This window comes from Phenylobacterium sp. (genome assembly GCF_035944335.1).
Lineage (GTDB): Bacteria > Pseudomonadota > Alphaproteobacteria > Caulobacterales > Caulobacteraceae > Phenylobacterium.
This window is the reverse complement of the sequence record NZ_DASZBG010000085.1, coordinates 83,138-106,434: the sequence shown is the minus strand read 5'-3', so window position 1 is coordinate 106,434 and position 23,297 is coordinate 83,138. Positions and strand designations below refer to the sequence as shown.

The 23,297-nt window shown below is 70.3% G+C and carries 21 protein-coding genes; 13 read left to right on the top strand and 8 right to left on the bottom strand.

Annotated features, from left to right (window positions below; translation table 11 throughout):
• Window positions 1-10 precede the first annotated feature (10 nt).
• Complete coding sequence (locus tag VGT80_RS14445; protein ID WP_327456976.1) at window positions 11-619, bottom strand: BON domain-containing protein; 609 nt, start codon at window positions 617-619, stop codon at window positions 11-13.
• A 144-nt stretch (window positions 620-763) separates the two neighbouring features.
• Between VGT80_RS14445 and VGT80_RS14440 the strand changes: the two genes are divergently transcribed.
• Window positions 764-1,777 carry a lysylphosphatidylglycerol synthase domain-containing protein gene (locus VGT80_RS14440; RefSeq protein ID WP_327456974.1) on the top strand — a complete coding sequence of 338 codons (1,014 nt, stop codon included), beginning with the start codon at window positions 764-766 and terminating at the stop codon, window positions 1,775-1,777.
• A gap of 4 nt (window positions 1,778-1,781) precedes the next feature.
• Here the strand turns inward: VGT80_RS14440 and VGT80_RS14435 are convergent, their stop codons facing one another.
• Entirely contained in the window at window positions 1,782-2,468 is a 687-nt protein-coding gene (locus VGT80_RS14435) for an alpha/beta fold hydrolase (RefSeq protein WP_327456972.1), read from the bottom strand.
• Window positions 2,469-2,475: 7 nt separating this feature from the next.
• Window positions 2,476-3,936: a leucyl aminopeptidase gene (locus VGT80_RS14430; protein ID WP_327456970.1), complete on the bottom strand. Its 1,461-nt coding sequence runs from the start codon at window positions 3,934-3,936 to the stop codon at window positions 2,476-2,478.
• A 148-nt stretch (window positions 3,937-4,084) separates the two neighbouring features.
• On the opposite strand from VGT80_RS14430, the gene lptF reads away from it, so the two are divergent.
• From lptF to VGT80_RS14385, 9 genes are all read left to right on the top strand, one after another.
• Window positions 4,085-5,221 carry an LPS export ABC transporter permease LptF gene (gene lptF, locus VGT80_RS14425; protein WP_327456968.1) on the top strand — a complete coding sequence of 379 codons (1,137 nt, stop codon included), beginning with the start codon at window positions 4,085-4,087 and terminating at the stop codon, window positions 5,219-5,221.
• Entirely contained in the window at window positions 5,218-6,321 is a 1,104-nt protein-coding gene (locus VGT80_RS14420) for an LptF/LptG family permease (protein ID WP_327456966.1), read from the top strand. The genes lptF and VGT80_RS14420 overlap by 4 nt, the downstream gene beginning before the upstream one ends.
• Window positions 6,322-6,399: 78 nt before the next feature.
• A complete protein-coding gene (locus tag VGT80_RS14415; RefSeq protein ID WP_327456965.1) occupies window positions 6,400-8,772 on the top strand; it encodes an LPS-assembly protein LptD in 2,373 nt (790 codons plus the stop codon).
• A gap of 42 nt (window positions 8,773-8,814) precedes the next feature.
• A complete protein-coding gene (locus VGT80_RS14410) occupies window positions 8,815-10,185 on the top strand; it encodes a peptidylprolyl isomerase (protein WP_327456964.1) in 1,371 nt (456 codons plus the stop codon).
• Window positions 10,182-11,189 (top strand): 4-hydroxythreonine-4-phosphate dehydrogenase PdxA, encoded by a 1,008-nt coding sequence (pdxA, locus tag VGT80_RS14405; protein WP_327456962.1) that lies wholly within the window; start codon window positions 10,182-10,184, stop codon window positions 11,187-11,189. The genes VGT80_RS14410 and pdxA overlap by 4 nt, the downstream gene beginning before the upstream one ends.
• 53 nt (window positions 11,190-11,242) lie before the next feature.
• Window positions 11,243-12,034, top strand: a complete 792-nt coding sequence (gene rsmA, locus VGT80_RS14400) for a 16S rRNA (adenine(1518)-N(6)/adenine(1519)-N(6))-dimethyltransferase RsmA (protein WP_327457000.1) — start codon at window positions 11,243-11,245, stop codon at window positions 12,032-12,034.
• A gap of 210 nt (window positions 12,035-12,244) precedes the next feature.
• Window positions 12,245-12,937: a DUF969 domain-containing protein gene (locus VGT80_RS14395; RefSeq protein ID WP_327456960.1), complete on the top strand. Its 693-nt coding sequence runs from the start codon at window positions 12,245-12,247 to the stop codon at window positions 12,935-12,937.
• Window positions 12,934-13,890, top strand: coding sequence for a DUF979 domain-containing protein (locus VGT80_RS14390; protein WP_327456958.1), 957 nt, complete (start codon window positions 12,934-12,936; stop codon window positions 13,888-13,890). Before VGT80_RS14395 ends, VGT80_RS14390 begins: the two co-directional genes overlap by 4 nt.
• Entirely contained in the window at window positions 13,868-14,899 is a 1,032-nt protein-coding gene (locus tag VGT80_RS14385; RefSeq protein ID WP_327456956.1) for a DUF2891 domain-containing protein, read from the top strand. The genes VGT80_RS14390 and VGT80_RS14385 overlap by 23 nt, the downstream gene beginning before the upstream one ends.
• 73 nt (window positions 14,900-14,972) lie before the next feature.
• Here the strand turns inward: VGT80_RS14385 and VGT80_RS14380 are convergent, their stop codons facing one another.
• The 4 genes from VGT80_RS14380 to VGT80_RS14365 form a co-directional block, all read right to left on the bottom strand.
• Window positions 14,973-15,230: a hypothetical protein gene (locus VGT80_RS14380; protein ID WP_327456954.1), complete on the bottom strand. Its 258-nt coding sequence runs from the start codon at window positions 15,228-15,230 to the stop codon at window positions 14,973-14,975.
• Between the two features lie 117 nt (window positions 15,231-15,347).
• Window positions 15,348-16,793 (bottom strand): NAD(P)H-hydrate dehydratase, encoded by a 1,446-nt coding sequence (locus tag VGT80_RS14375; RefSeq protein WP_327456952.1) that lies wholly within the window; start codon window positions 16,791-16,793, stop codon window positions 15,348-15,350.
• A 13-nt stretch (window positions 16,794-16,806) separates the two neighbouring features.
• Window positions 16,807-17,376 carry a histidine phosphatase family protein gene (locus VGT80_RS14370; RefSeq protein ID WP_327456950.1) on the bottom strand — a complete coding sequence of 190 codons (570 nt, stop codon included), beginning with the start codon at window positions 17,374-17,376 and terminating at the stop codon, window positions 16,807-16,809.
• 4 nt (window positions 17,377-17,380) lie between these two features.
• Entirely contained in the window at window positions 17,381-18,922 is a 1,542-nt protein-coding gene (locus VGT80_RS14365; protein ID WP_327456948.1) for an acetyl-CoA acetyltransferase, read from the bottom strand.
• Between the two features lie 259 nt (window positions 18,923-19,181).
• On the opposite strand from VGT80_RS14365, the gene VGT80_RS14360 reads away from it, so the two are divergent.
• The 3 genes from VGT80_RS14360 to VGT80_RS14350 all read left to right on the top strand — a co-directional run bounded on the left by VGT80_RS14360 (window position 19,182) and on the right by VGT80_RS14350 (window position 23,024).
• Window positions 19,182-19,520, top strand: coding sequence for a P-II family nitrogen regulator (locus VGT80_RS14360; protein ID WP_327456946.1), 339 nt, complete (start codon window positions 19,182-19,184; stop codon window positions 19,518-19,520).
• Window positions 19,521-19,559: 39 nt separating this feature from the next.
• Entirely contained in the window at window positions 19,560-20,969 is a 1,410-nt protein-coding gene (glnA, locus tag VGT80_RS14355; protein WP_327456944.1) for a type I glutamate--ammonia ligase, read from the top strand.
• A 129-nt stretch (window positions 20,970-21,098) separates the two neighbouring features.
• A complete protein-coding gene (locus tag VGT80_RS14350; RefSeq protein WP_327456942.1) occupies window positions 21,099-23,024 on the top strand; it encodes a peptidase M61 in 1,926 nt (641 codons plus the stop codon).
• A gap of 63 nt (window positions 23,025-23,087) precedes the next feature.
• Here the strand turns inward: VGT80_RS14350 and VGT80_RS14345 are convergent, their stop codons facing one another.
• Window positions 23,088-23,267, bottom strand: a complete 180-nt coding sequence (locus tag VGT80_RS14345; RefSeq protein WP_327456940.1) for a hypothetical protein — start codon at window positions 23,265-23,267, stop codon at window positions 23,088-23,090.
• Window positions 23,268-23,297: the final 30 nt, after the last annotated feature.

Genomic DNA, 23,297 nt, shown 5'->3' with positions numbered 1-23,297 from the left:
GATCCGCAGCCTAGAGGAACGTCCAGTGGCCGCGGTCCCGAACGCGGAGATTATTCTGGACGTGGCGCACGCCGTCGATGTCGACGATGTCCTCGATCCGCCGCTTGTCCTCCTTGCGCCGGACGGTGCCGTTCAGGGTCACCTCGGCGTCCTCCACCAGCACCTCGAGATCGCGCAGGTCGAGGCCGCGCTGGTCCTCGAGCCGTTCGACGATGATCGCCCAGAGCACCCGGTCCGACGGGCCGCGGCGGCGCGGGATGCGGGGATCGGCAGCGGCGTCGCGGCCGGCCAGGAAGTCTCCCGCCCGGCCCATCCACGAGCGCGGCTCGCGCTCGTCGCGGGACCGCCCCTCGGGGTCGCGCGGGCCGCCATCGGGCTCGGCGGAGCGGCGGTAGGGGCCACGGTCGGGGTCATAGGCCCAGTCGCTGGAATAGTCGGCCTGGCCATAGTCCTCGCCGGCCGGCGCGACGCGATCGGCCGCGCGATAGCCGCTGCGGGCTTCGGGGTCATAGCCATAGTCGCGGGAATAGTCCGCCTGGCCGAAGTCCTCTCGCTCGCGGGGGTCGGGTCGCGCGTCGCGTCGGTCCGCGTCACGATCGCGCCAGTCGAACCGGGGCATGGGAGGTCTCCTTGGGCTTGGAAGGCTTGTTCCCACAACCTGCGCCGTGGCCTTCGGTTCCGCTCAAAGATGGAACCGTGACGCCGGGTCACTGGCTTGACCGGGTGACCTGCGCCTGCGACTCGACCGACACTTGAGGCCGTCGTGCTGAAATCCGAGTCACCACCCAACGCATCGCCCGCCAAGCCCGTCGAGGCGGAGCTGGGCCAGGCCCTGCCGGCCGCCGCCGCGCGGCCGCTGGTCCGCTACACCAAGCTGGCGCTCAGGATCGTGCCGGTGATCCTGCTGATCGCGGCCTTCTTCGTGCTGCGCCGCGAATTCCGCGGCCTTAGCTGGACGGCCGTCGCCCGGGCCATGGACGGCTGGGGCCATGCCGCGATCTTCGGAGCTCTGGTGCTCGCGGTGCTCAGCTTCCTCCTGATGGGCGTCGTCGAGTGGCTGGGCCTGCGATGGGCCGGCAAAACCCTGCCGTGGGGGGTCGCCATCGCGGGCTCCTTCCTGGCCAGCGCCATCGGCCACGCCATCGGGGCGAACCTGCTGGTGGCCGGCGCCGTCCGTGCGCGGCTCTACGACCGCCACGGGGTCGGGCTGACCCAGGTCGCGGCCGCCACCCTGTTCAACGGCATGTCCTTCGCCGTGGGCCTGGGCGCGCTGGGCGGCGGGGGCCTGCTGCTAGCCAGCACCGCCGAGCTCTCGGCCACCGCCATCCCGGTATGGCTGGCGCGTGCGGCCGGCGTGCTGCTGTTGACCGGCTCCTTCGGCTGGATCGCCATCTGCGCGCTGCGCCACGGCAAGCCGCTCAAGGCCTTCGGCCGCAGCCTCAGCCTGCCCACCGCCCTCGACGCGGTGTTCCAGCTGATCCTCGGCGTGGTCGACAACGGCATCGCCGCCGGCATCATCTGGATCCTGCTGCCGCACGGCATGACCAGCTACGCGAGCTTCGTGGGCGCCTATGCGGTGGCCTGCGTCGTCGGGCTGATCTCCAGCGTGCCGGGCGGCGCCGGGGTGTTCGAGGGCATGATCTCCACCCTCCTGCCGGACGCGGCCCCCGCCCCGCTGGCCGCCGCCTTCCTGGGTTACCGGCTGTCCTACTACCTGCTGCCGCTGGTCATCGCCGCCCTGGCCCTGGCCGGCGACACCCTGTTCCGACGGCGCTGAGGCCTCAGGCGGCGAGACGCTCTGCCAGTCCCTTCAACGCCCCCGCCACCGCCGCGGGGTGACTGATCGGGGCCAGATGCTGCAGCGGCAGCCGGACCAGCGGCCAGCCCAGCCGGTTGGCGAGCCTCGCCTCGTCCTCATAGGCTTCGCTGAGCTTCAGAAAGGCAGACTGCGGCGGCGCATCGCCGGCCGGCGCCGGTTCCTCGAAATAGGCCGCGGGGATGGGCTCCAGCTCGTCCGCCAGCCCGCGCCGGGCCGCCTCATCCGGCACGAGCCGCGCCAGCGCGCCCGGCGGCCACCATTCATGCCAGGGCGGCAGGAGCCCGGCTTGCACGCCGGACCGCAGGCGCTCGCGCAGGTCCTGCGGGACCGTCTCGAACCAGCTGTGCGCCGGATGCGGCAGGATGGCGTCCACGAAGATCGCGCCCCTCACCTTCGCAAGCCGCGCGGCGACCGCCGGCACGAGGGCGCCGGCCCCGCTGTGGGCGACCAGCACGGGCGGCTCGCCGTCCTGCGCCACCTGTCCCGCGAGGTGCTCGGCCATCGGAACGTAGAACCCGTGGTCCAGGCGGGTCAGGCTGGGCCAGGCCGGGGTCTCTGCGACCTCGCCCAGGACCCGCAGCTCATCGGCCGCCGCCCGCCAGCTGGAGGGGCCCAGCAGCGGGCTGTGCAGCAGGACGAACCGCGCCACGGCGGGCTCAGCCCTCGTACTTGTCGGCCACCATGCGGTTCAGCAGGCGAACGCCGTAGCCGGTGGCCCCCTCGGGGATGGTCGGGACGCTCGAGGGCTTCTTCCAGGCGGTCGAGGCGATGTCGAGGTGCGCCCAGGGCACGCCATTGATGAACTTCTGGATGAACAGGGCCGCGGTGATCGAACCGCCCGGCCGGCCGCCGGTGTTCTTCACGTCGGCGATCATCGAGTCGATCTGCTTGTTGTAGGCCTCCGGCAGCGGCATGCGCCAAAGCGGCTCGCCCTCGGCGGCGGAGGCGGCCAGCAGGTTGCCCGACAGCTCGTCGTTATTGGAGAACAGGCCGGCGTAGTCGTTGCCGAGCGAGATGATGATCGCCCCGGTGAGCGTCGCCAGGTCGACCATGAACTTCGGCTTGAAGCGGTCCTGGCAGTACCAGACGGCGTCGGCCAGCACGAGGCGGCCCTCGGCGTCGGTGTTGATGATCTCGATGGTCTGGCCGGACATCGAGGTGAGCACGTCGCCCGGACGGTAGGCGTTGCCGTCGGGCATGTTCTCGACGAGGCCGAGGATTCCGACGGCGTTCACCTTGGCCTTGCGGCCGGCCAGCACGTGCATCAGGCCCACGACGGCGGCCGAGCCGCCCATGTCCCACTTCATGTCCTCCATGCCGTCGGCCGGCTTGATGGAGATGCCGCCGGTGTCGAAGCAGACCCCCTTGCCGACGAAGGCGACGGGCTGGGCCGTCTTGTCGGCCGCGCCATTCCAGCGGATCACCACCAGCTGGCTCTCGCGGATGCTGCCCTGGCCGACGCCCAGCAGCGAGCCCATGCCGAGCTTCGTCATCTCCGCCTCGCCGAGGATCTCGACCTCCAGGCCGAGGCTCTCCAGCGCCTTCACGCGGCGGGCGTACTCGGCCGGATAGAGGACGTTCGGCGGCTCGGAGACCAGGTCGCGGGTGAAGCTGATCGCATCGGCCAGGGCCGCCAGCGCCGGGAAGGCGGCCAGCGCCGCGTCCGCATCGCCGGTGACCACCTGGGTCTTGCCGATCGAGGGCTTCTTCTCCGCCGGCTCCTTGGTCCGGTACTTGTCGAAGCGATAGCTGGCCAGGCGCACGCCCAGGGCGGCGCGCGCCGCGAACGGCGGATCGGCGACCGGAAGCTCGATGCGCAGCACCTCCAGCCCCGAGGCCTTCACCGCGGAATAGGCCGTGGCCGCGGCATGCTCGGCGGCGATGGCGTCGAAGCCGTCGGCCTTGCCCGCGCCCACCAGGACCAGCCGGGCCGCGCCGCCCCCAAGGCCATCGGCAGGCGCCAGGATGTCCAGGGTCTGGCCCTTGGCGCCGGTGAACCGGCTGGCGGCCGCGGCGCGGGCCAGCTGACCGTCCAGGGCCGCGCCCTCGAACACCACCCGCGCCAGCGCGGTCTTCTGCGGCGCGGCGGCCTCGGCCGCGACGAACTCGATTTCCATCGGAACTCTCTTAAGGCTTCAGGGGCTTGCGGGCGCCGCCCGATCAGGGCCGGCACGGGGCCGGTTGTGCGGGGCGGCGACGCATGATTTAGAACAGCTTCGCGGCCGGGGCGCGCCAAATCCTCCGGGTGAGCCGTATTTATTGCGCATGCGCCTGATTGATCGATACCTCCTGCGTCAGCTTCTCGGGCCCACGGTGCTGGCGACCGCGGCCCTCACCGCCGTGGCCATGCTGAGCCAGAGCCTCTCGGCGCTCGACCTGATGGTCAACCAGCGCCAGAGCGCCCTGGTCTTCCTGCAGGTCACCCTGCTGGCCATGCCGCAGCTGATCAACATGGTGCTGCCGGTGGCGGTCTTCGTCGCCGCCCTGGTGGCGCTCAACCGGCTGCACACCGAGCAGGAGATCGTGGTCTGCTTCGCCGGCGGCATGAGCCGCTGGCGGGTGATCTCGCCGGCCATCCGGCTGGCCGGGACCATCGCCTTCATCATGCTGCTGTCCAACCTCTTCCTGCAGCCGATCGCCCAGCGGGCGATGCGCGACGAGCTGTTCAGGGTGAGGACCGACCTGGCCTCCACCCTGGTGCGCGAGGGTGAGTTCACTGAGCCGGCGCCGGGTCTGACCGTCTATGCCCAAAGCATCGATGGCAAAGGCTATTTCCACAATCTCTTCATCCATCAGACGAAGTCGGACGGCGGGTCGACCACCTACATGGCCGAGCGCGGCCACATCGCCAAGCGGCTGGGCCGCCCGGTGCTGATCCTGCAGAACGAATCCACCCAGGAGTTCTCGCCCGCCGGCGTGCTCAACTTCCTGACCTCCGATGAGTACACCTTCGACCTGGCGGCGCTCTCCAATACCGCCGAGCTGGTCGCCTACAAGCCGTCCGACCGCTTCGAGCACGAGCTGTTCTTCCCCGACCTGAAGCAGAGCTGGGAGCAGCGCAACCGCAAGAGCCTGCTGGCCGAGGGCAACGCCCGCATCGCCACCCCGCTCTACAACATCGCCTTCATGGCGCTGGCGCTGTCGGCGATCATCGGCGGGGGCTTCTCGCGGCTGGGCTACGGGCGTCGCATCGCCGGCATGGCCGCAGTCGCGGCGCTCACCCGCATCCTCGGCTTCGTCGCCCAGGCGGCTTGCGAGAGCAATGTCTGGCTGAATGTCCTGCAATATGCCGTCCCGCTGGGCGCCACGGCCTTCGCGCTGCGCAGCATCTTCCGCCAGCGCGCCGCCCGGCGGATCGCCATGCCACAAGGCCCGCGCCCAGCCCTGGCGGCCGCCACATGATCGGGACCGGGCGCATCGAACGCTACGTGGTCGGCCGCGTGATGGGCAGCGTCGGGGCGGCGCTCGCCGTGATCTCGGCGGTGATCCTGCTGGTGGAGTTCGTCGACCTGTCGCGGGGGGTGGGCGTCAAGGCCGACGTGGCCGTGAGCCAGGTCTTCTGGCTGACCCTGCTGAGGGCGCCCTCGCTGATCCAGGTGCTGTTGCCGTTCGTCTTCCTGTTTGGCGGCATCGGCGCCTTCGTGGGCCTCAACCGGCGCAGCGAGCTGGTCGCCATGCGCGCGGCCGGCGTTTCGGCCTGGCGCTTCATCCTGCCCTCGGCCGGCGGGGCCTTCGTCATCGGCATTTTGGCCGTGATCTTGCTGAACCCTGTGGCCTCGGCGCTCAACAGCCGCTTCGAGGCTGAACGCAACCACCTGATGCAGAATTACCTGGGCGATATCCCGCAGGACATCTGGCTGCGGCAGGGTGACGACCGCACGCAGATCGTCATCCACGCCAAGGCCCGCGACACGGTCCAGGGCTATGTGCGGCTGCGCGGCGTCTCGCTGTTCATCTACACCAAGAGCCCCACCGGCGCGCCGGTCTTCCGCCAGCGAATCGAGGCCTCCGAGGCCCGCCTGATGCCGGGCTTCTGGCAGCTCAAGGAGGTCCGCGAGGCGACCGCCGGCGAAAGCTCGGTGCACTCCGACACGCTGTCCATCCGCTCAACCCTCGACGCCGAATCGGCCATGGAACGGTTCACCTCGCCCGAGGCGATTTCCTTCTGGCGCCTGCCCGAGGCCATCCGGCTCACCGAGCAGGCGGGCTTCTCGGCGGCCGGCTACCGGCTGCGGCTGTTCCAACTCCTGGCGACGCCGGTGCTCTATGCGGCCATGTCGATCCTGGCGGCGGCCTTCTCCCTGCGCCTGGCGCGACTCGGGGGCCTCGCGGGCCTGGCCGGCGCCGGGGTCGCGCTGGGATTCGTGCTGTTCTTCTTCAATCAGTTCGCCGGCGCCCTGGCCAAGGCCAACATCATCCCGCTGTTCGCCGCCGCCTGGGCCCCGGCCCTGGTGGCGTTGCTCGCGGGCCTCAGCCTGCTGTTCTTCACCGAAGACGGTTGAATCCTTTGCCTGCCCGGCTATGCATCGGTCAGGCCGCGTTTCGTACCGGCTGCGCCGGATAGGGGATCCATAGCTTTCATGAGACCGCGCCGGCGCCCGCCGTCTGCCGCCAGACTGACCCTGCTCGCGGGTGCGGCCATGGCGGTGCTGTGGGCGAACCCGGCGGCGACCCAGACCGCCCGCGCCTTCCGCCCCGCCCCCGCGCCGCCGCCGATCCCCGACGGCCTGCAGCCGGGCGAGCTCTACATGGAAGCCGACCAGATCATCCGCGACGACGAGCACAAGGTCGCCACCGCCGAAGGGTCCGTCGAAATCCGCTACCAGGACCGCACCCTGCGCGCCGACAAGGTGATCTACCGCCAGGGCGATCAGCAGGGCCAAGGGGTCATCCGCGCCATCGGCCACGTGCAGATCCTCAACGCCGACGGCAGCAGCGAATACGCCGACGAGATGGTGCTCGACGACAAGATGAAGGCCGGCGTCGCCCAGGGCTTCGCCGCGCGCATCCCGACCAACGACGCCCAGCACACCGAGATCAAGCTGGCCGGCGCCTCGGCCGTGCAGCGTTCGGAAGACATCCGCGAGCTGAACCGGGCGATCTACACGCCCTGCCCGATCTGCGCCGAGGGCCACGCCAAGACCCCGTCCTGGTCGATCAGCGCCGACCGCATCGTGGAGGACAAGGTCCACCACGTGATCTACTACCGCCACGCCCGCATCCACGTGCTGGGCGTGCCGATCCTCTACCTGCCGATGTTCTGGCACGCCGACCCGTCGGCCGAGCGCGGCTCGGGCCTGCTCGGTCCGAAGATCCAGATCTCCGACCGCCGCGGCTTCTCCTACGAGCAGCCCTATCTCTTCGTGCTCTCGCCCTACGCCGACCTGACGCTGAGCCCGCAGATCAACACCAAGGTCAATCCGTTCCTCAACGGCCGCTTCCGCGAGCGCTTCTATTCCGGCGAGGTCGACGCGCGGTTCGGCTACACCCACGACACCGACTTCGACGGCACCGGCCACAGCTTCGGCGAGAACACCAACCGCAGCTATATCCTGGCCCGCGGCGGCTTCCAGCTCACGGACGCCTGGCGCTGGGGCTTCACCGCCGAGCGGACCTCAGACCCGCTGCTGTTCGACAAATACCAGATCGGCAATGTCTACGAGACGCGTGGCCCCTACATCCCCGACGACCGGCGGCTGATCAGCCAGGTCTACACGGCTCGCCAGGACCAGCAGTCCTACTTCTCCGCCGCGGCCATGAGCTTCCAGGGCCTGCGGGCCGGCGACAACGACCGCACCTTCCCCCTGGTCGCCCCGCTGATCGAGGCCCGCTACGACGTGCCCGAGAAGATCCTGGGCGGGCGGCTGCGGGTGAACGCCAGCGCCGTGGCCCTGACCCGCGACCAGTCGCCCACCGATCCGACCACGCGCCTGCCCGGCCTCGACAGCCGCCGCGCCAGCGGCGAGCTCGATTGGCGCAGCGCCTACACATCCGCCTCGGGCTTGCGCCTGGAGCCGTTCCTCAACGTCCGCGCCGACGGCTACAGCCTGGGCGATGTGCTGACCGGCGCGGGCGCCCAGACCACGACGAAGTCCGAGGCCCGCGGCCTGGTGGTGGCCGGCGCCGACCTGACCTATCCCATGTATCGCCGCTGGCGCGACGCCACCGTGGTCGTCGAGCCGATCGCCCAGTTGGCTGTCTCGCCGCGCGCGCGCCAGATCGTGGTGGGCCACGACGCCTCGGGCAAGCCCATCTTCCTCAACGAGGACAGCGTCGCCTTCGAGTTCGACGAGACCACCCTGTTCCGCGCCAACAAGTTCCCCGGCTACGACCTCTACGAGGACGGGACCCGGCTGAACGTCGGCGGGCGGGTCTCGGTGATGTGGGACGACGCGCGCCGCGCCAACCTCCTGGTCGGGCGCAGCTTCCGGGCCGAGCGCAACACCGTCTTCCCGGCCAACAGCGGCCTGCAGACCACGTCCTCGGACTGGATCGTCGCCGCCGACGCCAAGCCCCTGAGCTGGCTGTCGTTCTTCGCCCGCGCCCGGCTGGACGCCAACGACTTCAGCGTCCACCGCGCCGAGGCCGGCGCGAACGTCGCCAACAAGTGGGGCTCGGGCTATGTGCGCTACCTGCGCGACGACGCCAATGTGCTGGGCCCGACCCTGGTGGGGAACGCCCTGATCCCCGCGGGCCAGCGAATCGAGAACTTCGAAATGGGCGGCGACGTGCCCATCGGGAAGAACTGGGGCGTCACCGCCTACGGCAACCGCGACCTCATCCAGAAGGCCTGGGTGATCCGCGACCTCGGCGTCTACTACCGCGACGATTGCGCGCGGATCGACGTCATCTACAGGCGGGAGGACACCATCATCGGCCGGTTGGGTCCGACGGATTCGATTGCCTTGCGCCTAACGCTCGCCACATTGGGTTCTCCATTTACAGTGCGATAGGAATGCGGGCCCATGAGGCCGCTCGAAGGAATGATCTCAACCATGATGCGCGCGCGTAACGTCACCGGCCCGGGGGCGCGGGGCGCAGCTTTGTCTCTCGCGCTGGCCATCGGCCTGCCTCTCTTCGCCCCAATGGGCGCTCACGCGCAGGACCTGCGCGGGCCGCTGGGCGCCGGGACGCCCGCCCCGCCGGCCGCCGCGCCCGCCGCCCCGCGCGGCGTCTCCGAGGCCGTGGCCGCCATCGTCAACGACGAGATCATCTCCACCTACGACCTCGGCCAGCGCGTGCGCCTCCTGATCGCCACCTCCGGCGTGCAGCCCACCGAGCAGACCCTGCCGCAGTTCGAGCGCGAGGCGCTGGTCTCGTTGATCGACGAGCGTCTGCAGATGCAGGAGCTGAAGCGGGTCGAGAAGGAGCAGAAGTTCACCATCATCGCCACCGAGGACGAGGTGACCGCCGAGCTCGAGGGCTACGCCAAGCAGAACAACCTGACCGGGGCGCAATTCCTGGCCGCGCTCGCCCAGCAGGGCGTGGGCCCCGACACCTTCCGCCAGCAGCTGCGCGCCCAGCTCAGCTGGCAGACCTGGATCCGCGGCCGCTATGGCAGCCGCCTGCGCATCGGCGAGGACCAGATCAAGGCCATGCAGCAGCGGATGGCGGCCGACGCCACCAAGCCGCAGTACAACCTCAGCGAAGTGTTCATCGACGCGAGCCGCGTGGGCGGTCAGGCGACCGCCCTGCAGGGCGCCCAGCAACTGGTGGCTCAGCTGCAGCAGGGTGCGCCCTTCGCCGCCGTCGCCCGCCAGTTCTCCGCCTCGGCCACCGCCGCCGCCGGCGGCGACGCCGGCTGGGTCAGCCCCGGCGAGATGCCGGCCGAGGTCGACGCCGCCCTCGAGCAGCTGCGCCCCGGCCAGCTGTCCGCCCCGATCCCGGTGAAGGACGGCGTCTACATCGTCTACCTCAAGGAAAAGCGCTCCGGCGCCGGCTCGACCCTGGTGGCGCTGAAACAGGCCGCCATCGCCCTGCCGCCCCAGCCCAGCGCCGGCGACGTCGAATCCGCCCGCGTTAAGCTCGAGACCCTGCGCGTCCAGATCAAGGGCTGCGACAACATCGAGAAGGTGGCCGCCACCGTGCCCGGCGTGGTTGGCGGCGACCTGGGCGAGGCGGAGATCACCGACCTCGCGCCACAGTTCCGCCAGGCGGCGGAAACCCTGCAGCCCGGCCAGGTCTCGGCGCCGATCCAGACCAACGTCGGCCTGCATCTGGTGGCGGTGTGCAGCAAGCACGCCTCCAACGGCCAGCAGATCACCCACGAGCAGATCGAGAACCGCCTCTACGGCCAGCAGCTCTCCATGATCTCCCGCCGATACATGCGCGACCTGCGCACCTCGGCGACCATCGAGACGCGGTGACGGGGCAACCCCTAGCCCTCACCCTCGGCGATCCGGCCGGCATCGGCCCGGAGATCGTCGTCAAGGCCTGGAACGCGCTCCGCAAAGAGGGGCCCGCCTTCGTGGTGGTCGGCGACCATGACGCGCTGGCCTCCGCCTCGGGCGCGGGGTCGAAGCTGCTGCGCCGCGTGGCCTCCGCCGACGAAGCCGCCGCGATCTTCCCCGACGCCCTGCCGGTCCTCGACCTGCCGCTGCGCGCCCCGGTGGTCGCCGGCCATCCCTCCGCGGCGGCTGCGGCGGCGATCATCCAGTGGATCGAGACCGCCGTCGGCCTGGCGCTCTCCGGCGCGGTCAGCGGCGTGGTCACCGGGCCCATCGCCAAGGCCCCGCTCTACCAGGCCGGCTTCAAGTTCCCCGGCCACACCGAGTTCCTCGGCGAGTTGACGGCCGCCACCGCCTATCAGGGCGCGCGCGGCCCGGTGATGATGCTGATCGCGGGCGACCTGCGGGCTGCCCTGGTCACCGTCCACGAGCCCTTGGCCAAGGTCGCCGGCAAGCTTTCCGTCGAGACCATCGTCAATGCCGGCCTGGTCACCGCCCAGGCCCTGCGGCGCGACTTCGGCGTCGAGGGCCCGCGCCTCGCCGTGGCCGGCCTCAATCCGCACGCCGGCGAGAGCGGCACGCTCGGCCGAGAGGAGGTGGAGATCGTGGGCCCGGCCGTGGCCGTGCTGAGGGACCTCGGCGTCGACGCCACCGGCCCCTACCCCGCCGACACCCTGTTCCCGGCGGAGATGCGCGCCCGCTACGACGCCGTGGTCTGCCTCTATCACGACCAGGCGCTGATCCCGGTGAAGATGCTCGACTTCTGGGGCGGTGTGAACGTGACGCTCGGCCTGCCCATCGTGCGCACCTCGCCCGACCACGGCACGGGCTTCGACATCGCCGGCCGCGGCGTGGCCCGGCCCGACAGCCTGATCGCGGCCCTGCGGATGGCGCGGGATATCTCGCGGACCCGGGGCGGGTGACCGGCCTGGCGGACTTGCCGCCCCTGCGCGAGGTTCTCGCCGATCACGGTCTGATGGCCCGGAAGTCGTTCGGCCAGCACTTCCTCCTCGACCTCAACATCACCCGCAAGATCGCCCGCCTGGCGGACCTCCGGCCCGGCGATGCGGTCATCGAGGTCGGCCCGGGCCCCGGCGGCCTGACGCGGGCCCTGGTCGAGACCGGCGCGCGGGTCATCGCGGTGGAGAAGGACCAGCGTTTCCGGCCGTTGCTGGAGGAGCTCGCCGCGGCGTCGGCCGGCGCGCTGACCCTGGTCATCGGCGACGCGCTGAAGGTCGACGAGGCGGCCCTGGCCGGCGGTCCAGCCCATGTTGTCTCCAACCTCCCCTACAATGTCGGCACGCCCCTGCTGATCAAGTGGCTGACGGGCCCCTGGACGCCGCGCTCCCTCACCTTGATGTTTCAGAAGGAAGTGGCCGCGCGGATCGCCGCCCAGCCCGGCGCCGAGGCCTACGGCCGCCTCGCCGTCATCGCCCAGGCGACCAGCGAGGCCCGCGTGGTCATGGACGTCCCGGCCCGCGCCTTCACCCCGCCGCCCAAGGTGGAGTCCGCCGTGGTGCGCCTGACGCCGCGCGCCGACCGGCCCTCGGCCCAGCGCCTCGACGCCCTGCAAACCGTCACAGCGGCGGCCTTCGGCCAGCGCCGCAAGATGCTCCGCGCCAGCCTGAAGACGCTCGCCCATGAAGGCGGGGGCGGCGAGGCCCTCGCCCTGGCCGCCGGTCTCGATCCCCAAGCCCGCGCCGAGACCGTCGACGTGGCCGGCTTCCTGCGCCTGGCCGACGCCTGGTTGCGCACGCGCGACGCTTGAGGCTCCATGATCCCACACATTAGGACCGTCATGGCCGGGCTTGTCCCGGCCACCCAGAAACGCGGAACTCTCAGCAATCTGCCGCGCCTTTCGCGCCCTGATCTGCGCCGCCGGTGCGTCTGGGTGGCCGGGACAAGCCCGGCCATGACGGTCAGATATTGAATTTGATGGGCTGATGACTCCATCGACTTGGACTATGCGGGAGCCTGAATGCTGACCCTGTTGGGCGTGGCCGTGGTCGTCCTGGGCTTCGCGGCCCGGTTCAATCCCCTGCTGGTCGTGGTGGTCGCCGCGCTGGTCACCGGGCTTGCGGCCGGCGTGCCGCCGCTCACGGTGCTGGCGACGCTCGGCAAGGCGTTCAACGAGAACCGATTCGTCTCCGCGGTGCTGATCGTCCTGCCACTGGTGGGCGTGGTGGAACGCGCCGGCCTGCAGGAACGCGCCAGGACCCTCATCGCCCGCTTCAGGGGCCTGTCGGTGGGCCCGCTGCTGATCGCCTACCTGCTGTTCCGCCAGATCACCGCGGCCATCGGCCTGATCTCCATCGGCGGCCACGCCCAGACGGTGCGCCCGCTGATCGCCCCCATGGCGGAGGGCGCCGTCGAGAATCGCGTCGGTCGCCTGCCGCCGGAAACCACCCACCGCATCCGCGCCATGGCCTCGGCGACGGAGAACGTCGGCGTCTTCTTCGGCGAGGACATCTTCGTAGCGATCGGCTCGATCCTGCTGATGGTGGGCTTCCTCAGCCAGAGCGGCATCACCCTGGATCCTCTGCAGCTCTCGGTCTGGGCGATCCCCTCGGCGGTCTGCGCCTTCCTGATCCACGGGACGCGGCTCGTGCTCTTCGACCTCGGCCTGCGCCGCGCGGCCCAAAGGGCGAGCCGGACGGCGGCGGCCGAATGATCAAGCTCGGGGTCGTCTACGTCCTGGCGGGCCTGATGTTCGCCGCCTTCGCGGTGTTCAGCGCCACCGATCGCAGCAATCCCAAGCGCCTGGGCAACGCCGCCTTCTGGGGCCTGGTGTCGCTGAGCTTCCTGGCCGGCGACCGCCTAGGCGACCTCGGCAACGGCTTCCTGGTGGTGGGCCTGGCCCTGATCGCGGGCCTGGGCCTGCTGGGCCGCGGCCAGCCGGCCACCACCTCGCCGCAGGAGCGCCAGGCGCTCGCCGCCCGCTTCGGCGAGAAGCTGTTCATCCCGGCGCTGGCGCTTCCCGTCGTGCTGGTGTTCGCCATCCTGGTGCTGAAGCCCCTGCATGTCGCCGGCCAGCCGCTGCTCGAGCCCAAGCAATCGACCCTGGTCTCGCTGGCATTGGCGGCGGTCATCGCCATCGGCCTGGCGCTGATCCTGCTGCGCCAGCCGATCCTCAGTCCGCTGCAGGAAGGCCGGCGGCTGATGGACACCGTCGGCTGGGCCGCGCTGCTGCCCCAGGTGCTGGCCGCGCTGGGCGCGGTCTTCGCGCTCGCCGGCGTCGGCAAGGTCATCGGCGATCTCGTCACCCACTGGCTGCCCATGGACACCCGGGCCGCCGCCGTCGCGGTCTACTGCCTGGGCATGGCCGGCTTCACCATGATCATGGGCAACGCCTTCGCCGCCTTTCCGGTGCTGACCGCCGGCGTGGGCCTGCCAATCCTGATGCACCGGTTCGGCGGCCATCCGGCCGCGGTCGCCTCGCTGGGCATGCTCTCGGGGTTCTGCGGCACGCTGATGACGCCGCTGGCCGCCAACTTCAACCTCGTGCCGCCGGCGCTGCTGGAACTGCCCGACCGCTATGCGGTCATCAAGGCGCAGGTCCCGACCGCCCTTCTCATGCTCGCCGCCAACATGGTGCTGATGTATGCCTTCGCCTTCCCCAGATAGCGCCGCGCAGCGCCTGACGCCGCAGCTCGCGTCCAAGTTCGCGGCCATTGCGCTGGGCCACGTCACCCGGCCCTATCCCAACAAGCTCGACCACGTGCTGGAGAGCGAGGCCGACGCGCTGGGCATCCAGGCCCTGCACCCGGTCTTCTACGGCAGCTTCGACTGGCACTCCTGCGTCCACGGCTACTGGCTGCTGGCGAGCCTCCTGCGTCGCGAGCCCGGCATCCCCGAGGCCCCGGCCATCCGCGCCCTTTTCGAGGCGCAGCTGACGCCCCAGAAGGTGGCCGGCGAGGTCCACTATCTACAGCGGCCGTCGGCCCGCGGGTTCGAGCGGCCCTACGGCTGGGGCTGGCTCCTGAAGCTGCAGGCCGAGCTCATGGCCGCCGACAACCATCGCTGGGCCGCCGCGCTGCGCCCGCTCGCCGAAGCCTTCGCCGACCGCTTCTCCCTCTTCATCCCAAAAGCGGACTACCCGATCCGCACGGGTGTACATTCTTCGACGGCCTTCGCCTTCGCACTCGCCCGCGACTACGCCGAAGCGGCCGGGGATATCGGCCTCCTCGTCCAGATGGCGCACAAGGTCCGCTATTGGTACCTCGGCGACCGCGATGCCCAAGCTTGGGAGCCATCTCAGGACGACTTCCTCTCGCCCACGCTCATCGAAGCCGAGTGTATGCGACGCTTCCTGGAGCCCGAGGACTTCCGCGCTTGGCTCGCCAACTTCCTGCCGCGCGCCGCCCGCGGCGAGCCCAGGAGCCTGTTCCAGCCCGCCACGGTCAGCGACCGCAGCGACGGCAAGATCGCCCATCTGGACGGCCTCAACTTCTCCCGCGCCTGGTGCTGGCGCGAGATCGCCGCGACCCTGCCGCCGGGCGACCCCACGCGCGCCGCCGCCGAAGCCGCCGCCTCACGCCACCTGGCCGCCAGCCTGCCGCACGTGGCCGGCGACTACATGGGCGAACACTGGCTGGCTTCGTTTGCGCTCCTGGCGCTGACCGCCGGGGAGTAGCAACCACGCATCCAGACCGTCATCCCGGGGCTTGCCCAGAGGACGAATAATTTGGCCGGAGGCCAGGCCGCGCTCACGCCCCGCCGAGCAGCGCCTGCGCCTCGGCGGTGAGCGCCCAGCGCGACAGGCAGTCGGCGCCGTCCGCCGGCCGGCCGTCCCAGCCCAGGAAGCTCAGCCAGCCGCGTTCGCCGAGCGCGAAACAGCGGCGCTCGCGTTCGAAGCCTGCGTCCAGCCGCGATCCGTCGCGGTACAGCACATTGACCAGCTGGCCTTGCGGCAGGGCCTGCCGCAGCAGGTCCTGGTTCACGGGCGAGAGGCGTTCGACCTCCATCGACGGCTCCTCAGAAACGCTTGGCCTGAGGCAAGCCTGCGACCGAATCGCGGGCCGGCGCAAAGGCCCGGCGGGCCTGAGCTGTGGATTGAACCGCCGCGCCTGGGGATGAGCCCGCTAGCGCTCGTCGAACAGCCGCCGCAGCACGGCCGGCGCCAGGCCCGGCAGGTCCTCGGAGATCAGGCCCGGTCCGTGCAGCTCGGCGCATTCGGCGTGGATCCAGGCTCCGGCGCAGGCGGCCTCGAAGCTTTCCATACCCTGCGCGACCAGCCCGCCGATGAAGCCGGCCAGCACGTCGCCGGAGCCGGCGGTGGCCAGCCACGGCGAGCCGTTGGCGTTGACAGCGCAGCGCCCGTCCGGCGCGGCGATGACGGTGTCGGAGCCCTTCAGCAGCACCACGGCGCCCGCCCGCTCCGAGGCCTTGCGCGCCGCGGTGATCCGCTCCGGAGACCCGGCCAGCAGGCCCGGGAAGATGCGGTCGAACTCGCCGGGGTGCGGGGTCAGCACGTCGTCGCGGTCGAGCAGGGAGAACAGCTCCTCCGGATCGTCGCGGAACACGGTGATGGCGTCGGCGTCGAGCACCAGGGCGGCGCCCGTCCGGGCCAGCGCCAGGACGTTCAGCAGGGTCGATTCCGAGACGCCGGCCGCCGGGCCGATGACCGCGGCGTCCACCTGGGCCGCGCCCTGCTCCAGCTCCACGTCGGTCTCGAAGCCGCGCAGCATGATGGCTTCCAGGTGCGCCGCATTGGCCGCCAGGGCGTCCGGCGGCGACAGCAGGGTCACCAGGCCCGCGCCGATGCGAAGGCCTCCCCGCGCCGAGAGCCGCGCCGCCCCGGTGCTCCAGGCTTCGCCCGAGACCACGATCAGCCGCCCGCGGGCATGCTTGTGGCTGGTTGCGTCCGGCCACGGGAAGCGCGCCAGCCAGAGCTCGGGGCCGTTCTCGAACAGCTTCGCCGAGGTCTCGCCCAGGCCGATGTCCGCGACCAGGACCTCGCCGCAAAGACCGCGGCCCGGCTCCAGCACATGGGCCGGCTTCTTGGCCTGGAAGGTGACCGTCAGCCGCGCAGAGGCGCTGGGGCCCAGGGGCTTGCCGGTGTCGCCCGGCACGCCGCTCGGAACATCCACCGCCACCACCTTTTCGGAGACCTGGGCCATGGCCTGCGCCGCCGCCGCCGCCGCGCCCTGCAGCGGCCGCGACAGCCCGGCGCCGAACATCGCGTCAACGACCACGGCCTCGCCGAAGCCGCCGTCTAGCGGCCCGACCAGCCCGTCCCACAGCGCCCGCGCCGCCTTCGCGTCCTCCGTCGTGGGCTCGCCCAGCGCCCGGACCTGCACGGGCCAGCCACGCGCCTTCAGCACTCTGGCCGCCACGTAGCCGTCGCCGCCGTTGTTGCCTGGTCCGCAGGCGACGATGACGTCCTGGGGGCGGAAATGGGCCGCCACGGCGTCGGCCACGGCCGTCCCGGCCCGCTCCATCAGGACGGAGCCGGGCGTGCCCGCCGCGATGGCGGCCTTGTCGGCCTGCGCCGTCTCGGCGACCGTGAGGATCTGTCGCGCCGCCAAGGGCCGCTCCGTCTCAAAGCACTCCGGTGGAGGCTTCGCGTCCTTTGGCCACCAGGGTCAAGCCCGTGCCGTCGGTCTCCAGCACGGTGATGGAGGTGTGATCGGGCCCGAAATGCAGCACCTTCTCGTCGCGCAGCAGGTGCGAGACCACCGCATTGATCGCCACGTAGTGCGAGAACACCGCCGTGTCGCCGCGCGACCGCAGCGAGCCCACGATGTCGCGCCGCCATTGGTCGTAATCCAAGTCGCCCTGGATCTCACCCCAGGTGCCCTGGAACACCTGCCTGAGCCAGCTCGCCCGCTCGTTGGGATGCAGGGCCGCGGGCGTCGGGATCTCGCCCACGATCGGGTCGACCTCGATGGCGACACCCAGCGCCGCCGCGGTCGGCTCGGCGGTCTCGCGGCAGCGGCGCAGCGGCGAACTCACCACCCGCTGGGGCTGCTCGTCCTTCGGCAGCGCCAAGAGCCAGTCGCGGACGGCGCGGGCCTGGGCCTGGCCGGTCTCGTCGAGGCCCGGATCCTGGTCGGCGTCGCCCCAGGTGGCGGCCGGCTTGCCGTGGCGGATGAGGTAGAGGCGCGGCATGGGATCAATCCGGGATGAAGAGGTTGGTCTGGCCGAGTTTGGCCGGGCGGACGGTTCCGGGACGGCCCACCTGCTCGCCGGCCTCCAGGCCTGAGAGGGTGGCAGGATCGTTCGGCGCGTGGGCGACGAACCGGCGGCCGGCGTCGTCGCGGCCCACGACAATGCCGAGGAACGGGCCATCGCGCTTGTGGACCACGGTGTAGGTCTCGATCTGAGCACGGCCCTGTGGCGCCTCGATGACGTCGGGATGGGGAAGCGCATCGATGCGGCGCTGCAGCACCGCCGGGTCCTGCCGCTCGAACGGCCGATCGGGCCGCCGCGCCGACCACACCCCCGTCGACTGCTTGGTCAGATACCAGCCGTTGGCCGTGACGAGGCCGTAGGACTGGGGCTGCGCCCTCAGCGTCTCAGCCATCGCGGCGATGGAATGCATGACGTAGTTGTTGCCTGGCCCGCCGGCGTAGGGAAGTCCGCCGGTCACCGTGAAGCCCCGCGGATCGTCCAGCGACAGACCCAGTTCCTCGGCGCCGATCTCCACCGCGACCGGGAAACAGGAATAGAGGTCGATGTGGGCCACCTGGTCCATCCCGATCCCGGCCATCGCCAGCGCCTGTTCGCCGGTCCAGCGCATGGCCGGGCTGGAGTGGAAATCCTGCCGCTCCAGCACATGCCACAGATCGTGGGCGTCGGCGCAGCCGTGCAGATAGACCCACTTGTCCTCCGGGACGCCGAGCTCGCGGGCCTTGGCCTCGCTGGCCAGGATTACCGCGGCCGACTGGTCGACCTCCATGATGGCGTTCAGCAGCTTCGGATAGGGGAAGCCCACCATCCGGTTCTTCTCCGAGACGGTGACCAGCTCGTCCGCCGAGCGCGCCACCGGGAACCAGGCGTACGGATTGGCCGCCGCCGCCTCGGTGAAGCGGGCGAACAGCTGGCCGAGGCGGGCCTGATGGTCGGCGATGGAGCGGCCGTCGCGGGCCCGAAGCGCGTTTTCGAACAGCGGATAGGTGTTGATCGGCCTGACCAGACCGTGGCGGGCCTCGTAGGCGCTGACGCCCGGGCGGTCATCGCCGATGCGCTGCGGCGCGGGCAGGTCCTGGTCCTCCTCGCCCACCCAGTCATCGAAGGAGAGCCCCTGCTTCAACCGCTTGGTCGCCGAGCCCAGGAACTCGGCGCCCACCGCCAGCGCCAGCTCCGTCTCGCCGGCCGCGATCCGCCCGGCGATCACATTGATCATGTGCTGGGGCGTGTTGCCGCCGACATGCGAATAGACGCTCCACGCCGGGCTCGCCCCCAGCCGCCGGGCGAGGCTCTGCGGCGGGTTCGAGCTGCGCGGGATCGGTCGCCGGTCGCCCGGCGCATCCACCGCGAACCCGGCCACGGCCAGGCCGTCGATCCCGGCCAGGGCCGAGGCGCCCAGGCCCGCATCCCTCGCCGCCCGTTCCGCCGCAATCTTCAGCAGGGCGGTCGGCCCCGGCGAGACCGCCGGATCGCCGCGATAGGTGAACTGGCCCACGCCGATGAGCACTGGCAGACGATCGGTCACGGTTTCGCCCGCCTCCCGGCCCGGACGGCGGCGATCCTAGGCGCCGAAGCCGCCGCCACAAGGCCAATCGGGGACTGCGCATTTTTTGCGCTCACGGCGCCTGGTTTTTGGGCGCCCGCCTCTTTGATGCGCGGCAGGCGCGCGATGCGACGCCGCTCCGCTTGTGCGGCGCGCGTGGCGCGTGCTCCGTCCGCCCCGAACGCGCACGCGCACGCGACCGCGACCGCGACCGCGTCTGGGGGCGAGTAACAGTCGGGCCATGAAGAAGATCGAAGCCATCATCAAGCCGTTCAAGCTGGACGAGGTGAAGGAGGCCCTGCAGGAGCTGGGCGTCCAGGGCATGACGGTGATCGAGGCCAAGGGCTATGGGCGCCAGAAGGGCCAGACCGAGCTCTACCGCGGCGCGGAGTACGTCGTCGACTTCCTGCCCAAGATCAAGATCGAGGTGGTGGTCCCCGACGACCAGCTCGAACGCGCCCTGGAGGCGATCGCCCAGGCCGCCCGCACCGGGCGCATCGGCGACGGCAAGATCTTCGTCTCCGACATCCTGGACGTCATGCGCATCCGCACCGGGGAGACCGGCGCCGCCGCCGTCTAGTCCGCCACCTTATCGAGACTTCAACAGGGGATCCCATCAATGCCGACCGCCAAAGACATCCTGGCGCAGATCAAGGAGAAGGACGTCAAATACGTCGACGTCCGCTTCACCGACATGCGCGGGAAGATGCAGCACGTCACCTTCGACATCGACCTCGTGGACGACGATTTCCTGACCGACGGGACCATGTTCGACGGCTCCTCGATCGCCGGCTGGAAGGCGATCAACGAGAGCGACATGAAGCTGCGGCCGGACCTCGCCACGGCCATCATCGACCCCTTCTACCAGCAGACCACGCTGGCCCTGTTCTGCGACGTGGTGAACCCCGACACGGGCACCCCCTACAACCGCGACCCGCGCTCCATCGCCAAGGGCGCGCTGAACTACGTGAAGTCCTCGGGCGTGGGCGACACGGTGTTCTTCGGCCCGGAGGCCGAGTTCTTCGTGTTCGACGACGTGCAGTGGAACACGGCCCCGCACGACACCCGCTATTCCTACGACTCCACAGAGCTGCCGGTGAGCTCGGGCAAGTCCTATCCGGAAGGCAACATGGGCCACCGCCCGGGCCCGAAGGGCGGCTATTTCCCGGTCAATCCGATCGACAGCGCCCAGGACCTCCGCGGCGAGATGCTGGCGGTGATGGGCGAGCTCGGCATGCAGCCGGAAAAGCACCACCACGAGGTGGCGCCGGCCCAGCACGAGCTCGGCCTGAAGTTCGCCGAGCTGATCACCATGGGCGACCGCCTGCAGCTCTATAAGTACGTGATCCACAACGTGGCTCACGCCTACGGCAAGACCGCCACCTTCATGGCCAAGCCGATGTTCGCCGACAACGGCTCGGGCATGCACGTGCACCAGTCGATCTGGAAGGGCGGCAAGCCGCTGTTCGCCGGCGACAAATACGCCGGCCTGTCGGACATGTGCCTCTGGTACATCGGCGGCATCATCAAGCACGCCAAGGCGATCAACGCCTTCTCCAACTCCACCACCAACTCCTACAAGCGCCTGGTCCCGGGCTACGAAGCCCCGGTGAAGCTGGCCTATTCGTCGCGCAACCGCTCGGCCTCGATCCGCATCCCGCACGTCGACAGCCCCAAGGCCAAGCGCCTGGAATGCCGCTTCCCCGACCCCATGGGCAATCCGTACCTGACCTTCACGGCGCTCTTGATGGCGGGCCTCGACGGCATCGAGAACAAGATCGATCCGGGCGCGCCGGCCGACAAGAACCTCTACGACCTGCCGCCCCGCGAGCAGAAGAAGATCCCCGAGGTCTGCGGCAGCCTGAAGGAGGCGCTGGAGAATCTCGACAAGGACCGCGCCTTCCTCAAGAAGGGCGGGGTCATGGACGACGACTTCATCGACGCCTACATCGAGCTGAAGATGGAGGAGGTCATGCGCCTGGCCCTCCACCCGCACCCGGTGGAATTCGACATGTACTTCAAGTGCTAGGCGTCACGTCCTGACGCGACGAACAAGGGCCGCGGGCAATCCGCGGCCCTTGGCTTTCGAGCCCCTTTGAGCTTTCCGCGGACGCCTCTACAACAGCGCAAGGATCGACCTCTCAGAGACCGGAACCGCGTGAAGACCAGCCTCCTCGTGGCCTGCGCCGCGCTCGCCCTTGCCGCTCCGGCCGCAGCCCAGCCCTCGCCCGGTCCCCAGCCCGCCCCGATGCCGCCGCCGATCGAGGCGCCGCGCGACATCGCCTATCCCGGCATGCTGCATGTCGAGGTCGACGCAACCGACCTCGACCGGCGCATCTTCACCGTCCACGAGACCATCCCGGTGACCGCCTCGGGCCCCATGACCCTGCTCTATCCCGAATGGGTGCCGGGCGGGCACACGCCGCGCAATCCGCTCTATGGCGTGGCCGGCCTCGTCATCCACGCCAAGGGTCAGGTCGTTCCCTGGACCCGGGACCCGGTCGAGGTCTTCGCCTTTCACGTCACCCCGCCACCCGGGGCGACCAGCCTCGACGTCGACTTCCAGTTCCTGACGCCCACCGCCATGGACCAGGGCCGGGTGCTGATAACCCCGGAGATGCTCAGCGCCGAGTGGATCGACCTGGCGCTTTATCCCGCCGGCTACTTCATGCGGCGCATCCCGGTCGCCGCCAGCATCCGCCTGCCCGACGGCTGGGGCTACGGCACGGCGCTGGAGCCGGCCTCCACAGGCGCCGGCGGGGTCCATTTCAAGCCCGCCCCCTTCGACGTGCTGATGGATTCGCCCCTGCTCGCCGGCCGCTACTTCAAGTCGTTCGACCTCGACACCTCGGGCAAGTCGCCCGTCCGCCTCGACGTCGCCGCCGACCGCCCCGAGCTGCTGGCCGCCACGCCTGAGGAGATCGAGAAGCATCGCGAGTTGGTGCGCCAGGCCGACCGGCTCTACGGCGCGCGGCACTACAACCACTACGACTTCCTGTTCTCCCTCTCCGACCGGCTAGGCTCGATCGGCCTGGAGCACCACCGCTCCTCGGAAGACGGCACGCGGCCCGACTACTTCACCGACTGGGCGAAGAACGCGCCGGCCCGCAACCTCCTGCCGCACGAATACAGTCACTCCTGGGACGGCAAGTTCCGGCGGCCCGCCGACCTCTGGACGCCCAACCTCAACGTGCCCATGCGCGACTCCTTGCTCTGGGTCTATGAGGGCCAGGACCAGTACTGGGGCTTTGTCCTGGGCGCCCGGTCGGGCCTGGTCACCAGGCAGCAGACGCTCGATGCCCTGGCCATGACCGCGGCCACCTATTCCACCGGCCGCCCGGGCCGCGCCTGGCGTTCGGTGGAGGACACCACCAACGATCCGATCATCGCCAACCGCCGGGCGCAGGCCTGGACCAGCTGGCAGCGCAGCGAGGACTATTATTCCGAGGGCCAGCTCGTCTGGCTCGACGCCGACACCCTGATCCGCGAGCGCACCAATGGGGCCAAGTCGCTCGACGACTTCGCCCGCGGCTTCTTCGGCATCGAGGACGGAAATTATTCCGAGGTGACTTACAGCTTCGACGACATCGTCGCGGGGCTCAACGCCGTCATGCCCTACGACTGGGCGAAGTTCCTGGGCGAGCGGATCAACGAGGTGGCGCCCAGGTACCCTCTCGATGGCCTGGCGCGCGGCGGCTACAGGCTGGTCTATACCGAGACGCCCAGCGACTACTGGAAGCAGAACGAGACCAACCGCAAATCGGTCGACCTCACCTATTCCCTCGGCCTGACCCTCAACCGCGAGGCCACCGTCACCGGGGTCCTGTGGGACAGCCCGGCCTTCAAGGCGGGGCTGACGGTGGGCGGCAAGATCATCGCGGTGAACGGCATCGCCTACGACATGGATCTGCTGAAGGAGGCGATCACCAACGCCAAGTCGGGCCCGCCGGTCACCCTGATCGTCAAGGATGGCGACCACTTCCGCGTCGTCGCCCTCGACTACCGCGGCGGCCTCAAATACCCCCACCTCGAACGCCTGGAAGGCAAACCCGACCTGCTCAGCGCCATCTACGCGCCCAGGTAACGCATCGGACCGGCCGCCGAGCCGCGGCCGCTCAACCGCTGCGGCCTCACCGCGCGACGCGTCCTACAATTTCTGCGCGGCCCACCAGTAGGCGGCGAAGGCCAGGCCCGCAGGGGCCAGCCAGGCGGCGGCGGTGAGCCAGGGCGAGGTCGCCGGCAGCACCGCCGACAGGCCTGCGCCCGCCGCGATCACCGTGGCGCAGGCGGCCAGACCCGCGCCGAGGTTGGCCATTTCGATGGGCATGCGTCTTTTGCGCGCCGATTGGTTCGGCAT

Bases quoted from the DNA above. Each gene is read 5' to 3' on its own strand.
- VGT80_RS14445 (WP_327456976.1), bottom strand. From the start codon at position 619: ATGCCCCGGTTCGACTGGCGCGATCGTGACGCGGACCGACGCGACGCG.
- VGT80_RS14430 (WP_327456970.1), bottom strand. From the start codon at position 3,936: ATGGAAATCGAGTTCGTCGCGGCCGAGGCCGCCGCGCCGCAGAAGACC.
- lptF (WP_327456968.1), top strand. From the start codon at position 4,085: ATGCGCCTGATTGATCGATACCTCCTGCGTCAGCTTCTCGGGCCCACG.
- VGT80_RS14420 (WP_327456966.1), top strand. From the start codon at position 5,218: ATGATCGGGACCGGGCGCATCGAACGCTACGTGGTCGGCCGCGTGATG.
- VGT80_RS14415 (WP_327456965.1), top strand. From the start codon at position 6,400: ATGAGACCGCGCCGGCGCCCGCCGTCTGCCGCCAGACTGACCCTGCTC.
- VGT80_RS14410 (WP_327456964.1), top strand. From the start codon at position 8,815: ATGATGCGCGCGCGTAACGTCACCGGCCCGGGGGCGCGGGGCGCAGCT.
- rsmA (WP_327457000.1), top strand. From the start codon at position 11,243: ATGGCCCGGAAGTCGTTCGGCCAGCACTTCCTCCTCGACCTCAACATC.
- VGT80_RS14395 (WP_327456960.1), top strand. From the start codon at position 12,245: ATGCTGACCCTGTTGGGCGTGGCCGTGGTCGTCCTGGGCTTCGCGGCC.
- VGT80_RS14390 (WP_327456958.1), top strand. From the start codon at position 12,934: ATGATCAAGCTCGGGGTCGTCTACGTCCTGGCGGGCCTGATGTTCGCC.
- VGT80_RS14385 (WP_327456956.1), top strand. From the start codon at position 13,868: ATGCCTTCGCCTTCCCCAGATAGCGCCGCGCAGCGCCTGACGCCGCAG.
- VGT80_RS14380 (WP_327456954.1), bottom strand. From the start codon at position 15,230: ATGGAGGTCGAACGCCTCTCGCCCGTGAACCAGGACCTGCTGCGGCAG.
- VGT80_RS14370 (WP_327456950.1), bottom strand. From the start codon at position 17,376: ATGCCGCGCCTCTACCTCATCCGCCACGGCAAGCCGGCCGCCACCTGG.
- VGT80_RS14360 (WP_327456946.1), top strand. From the start codon at position 19,182: ATGAAGAAGATCGAAGCCATCATCAAGCCGTTCAAGCTGGACGAGGTG.
- glnA (WP_327456944.1), top strand. From the start codon at position 19,560: ATGCCGACCGCCAAAGACATCCTGGCGCAGATCAAGGAGAAGGACGTC.
- VGT80_RS14345 (WP_327456940.1), bottom strand. From the start codon at position 23,267: ATGCCCATCGAAATGGCCAACCTCGGCGCGGGTCTGGCCGCCTGCGCC.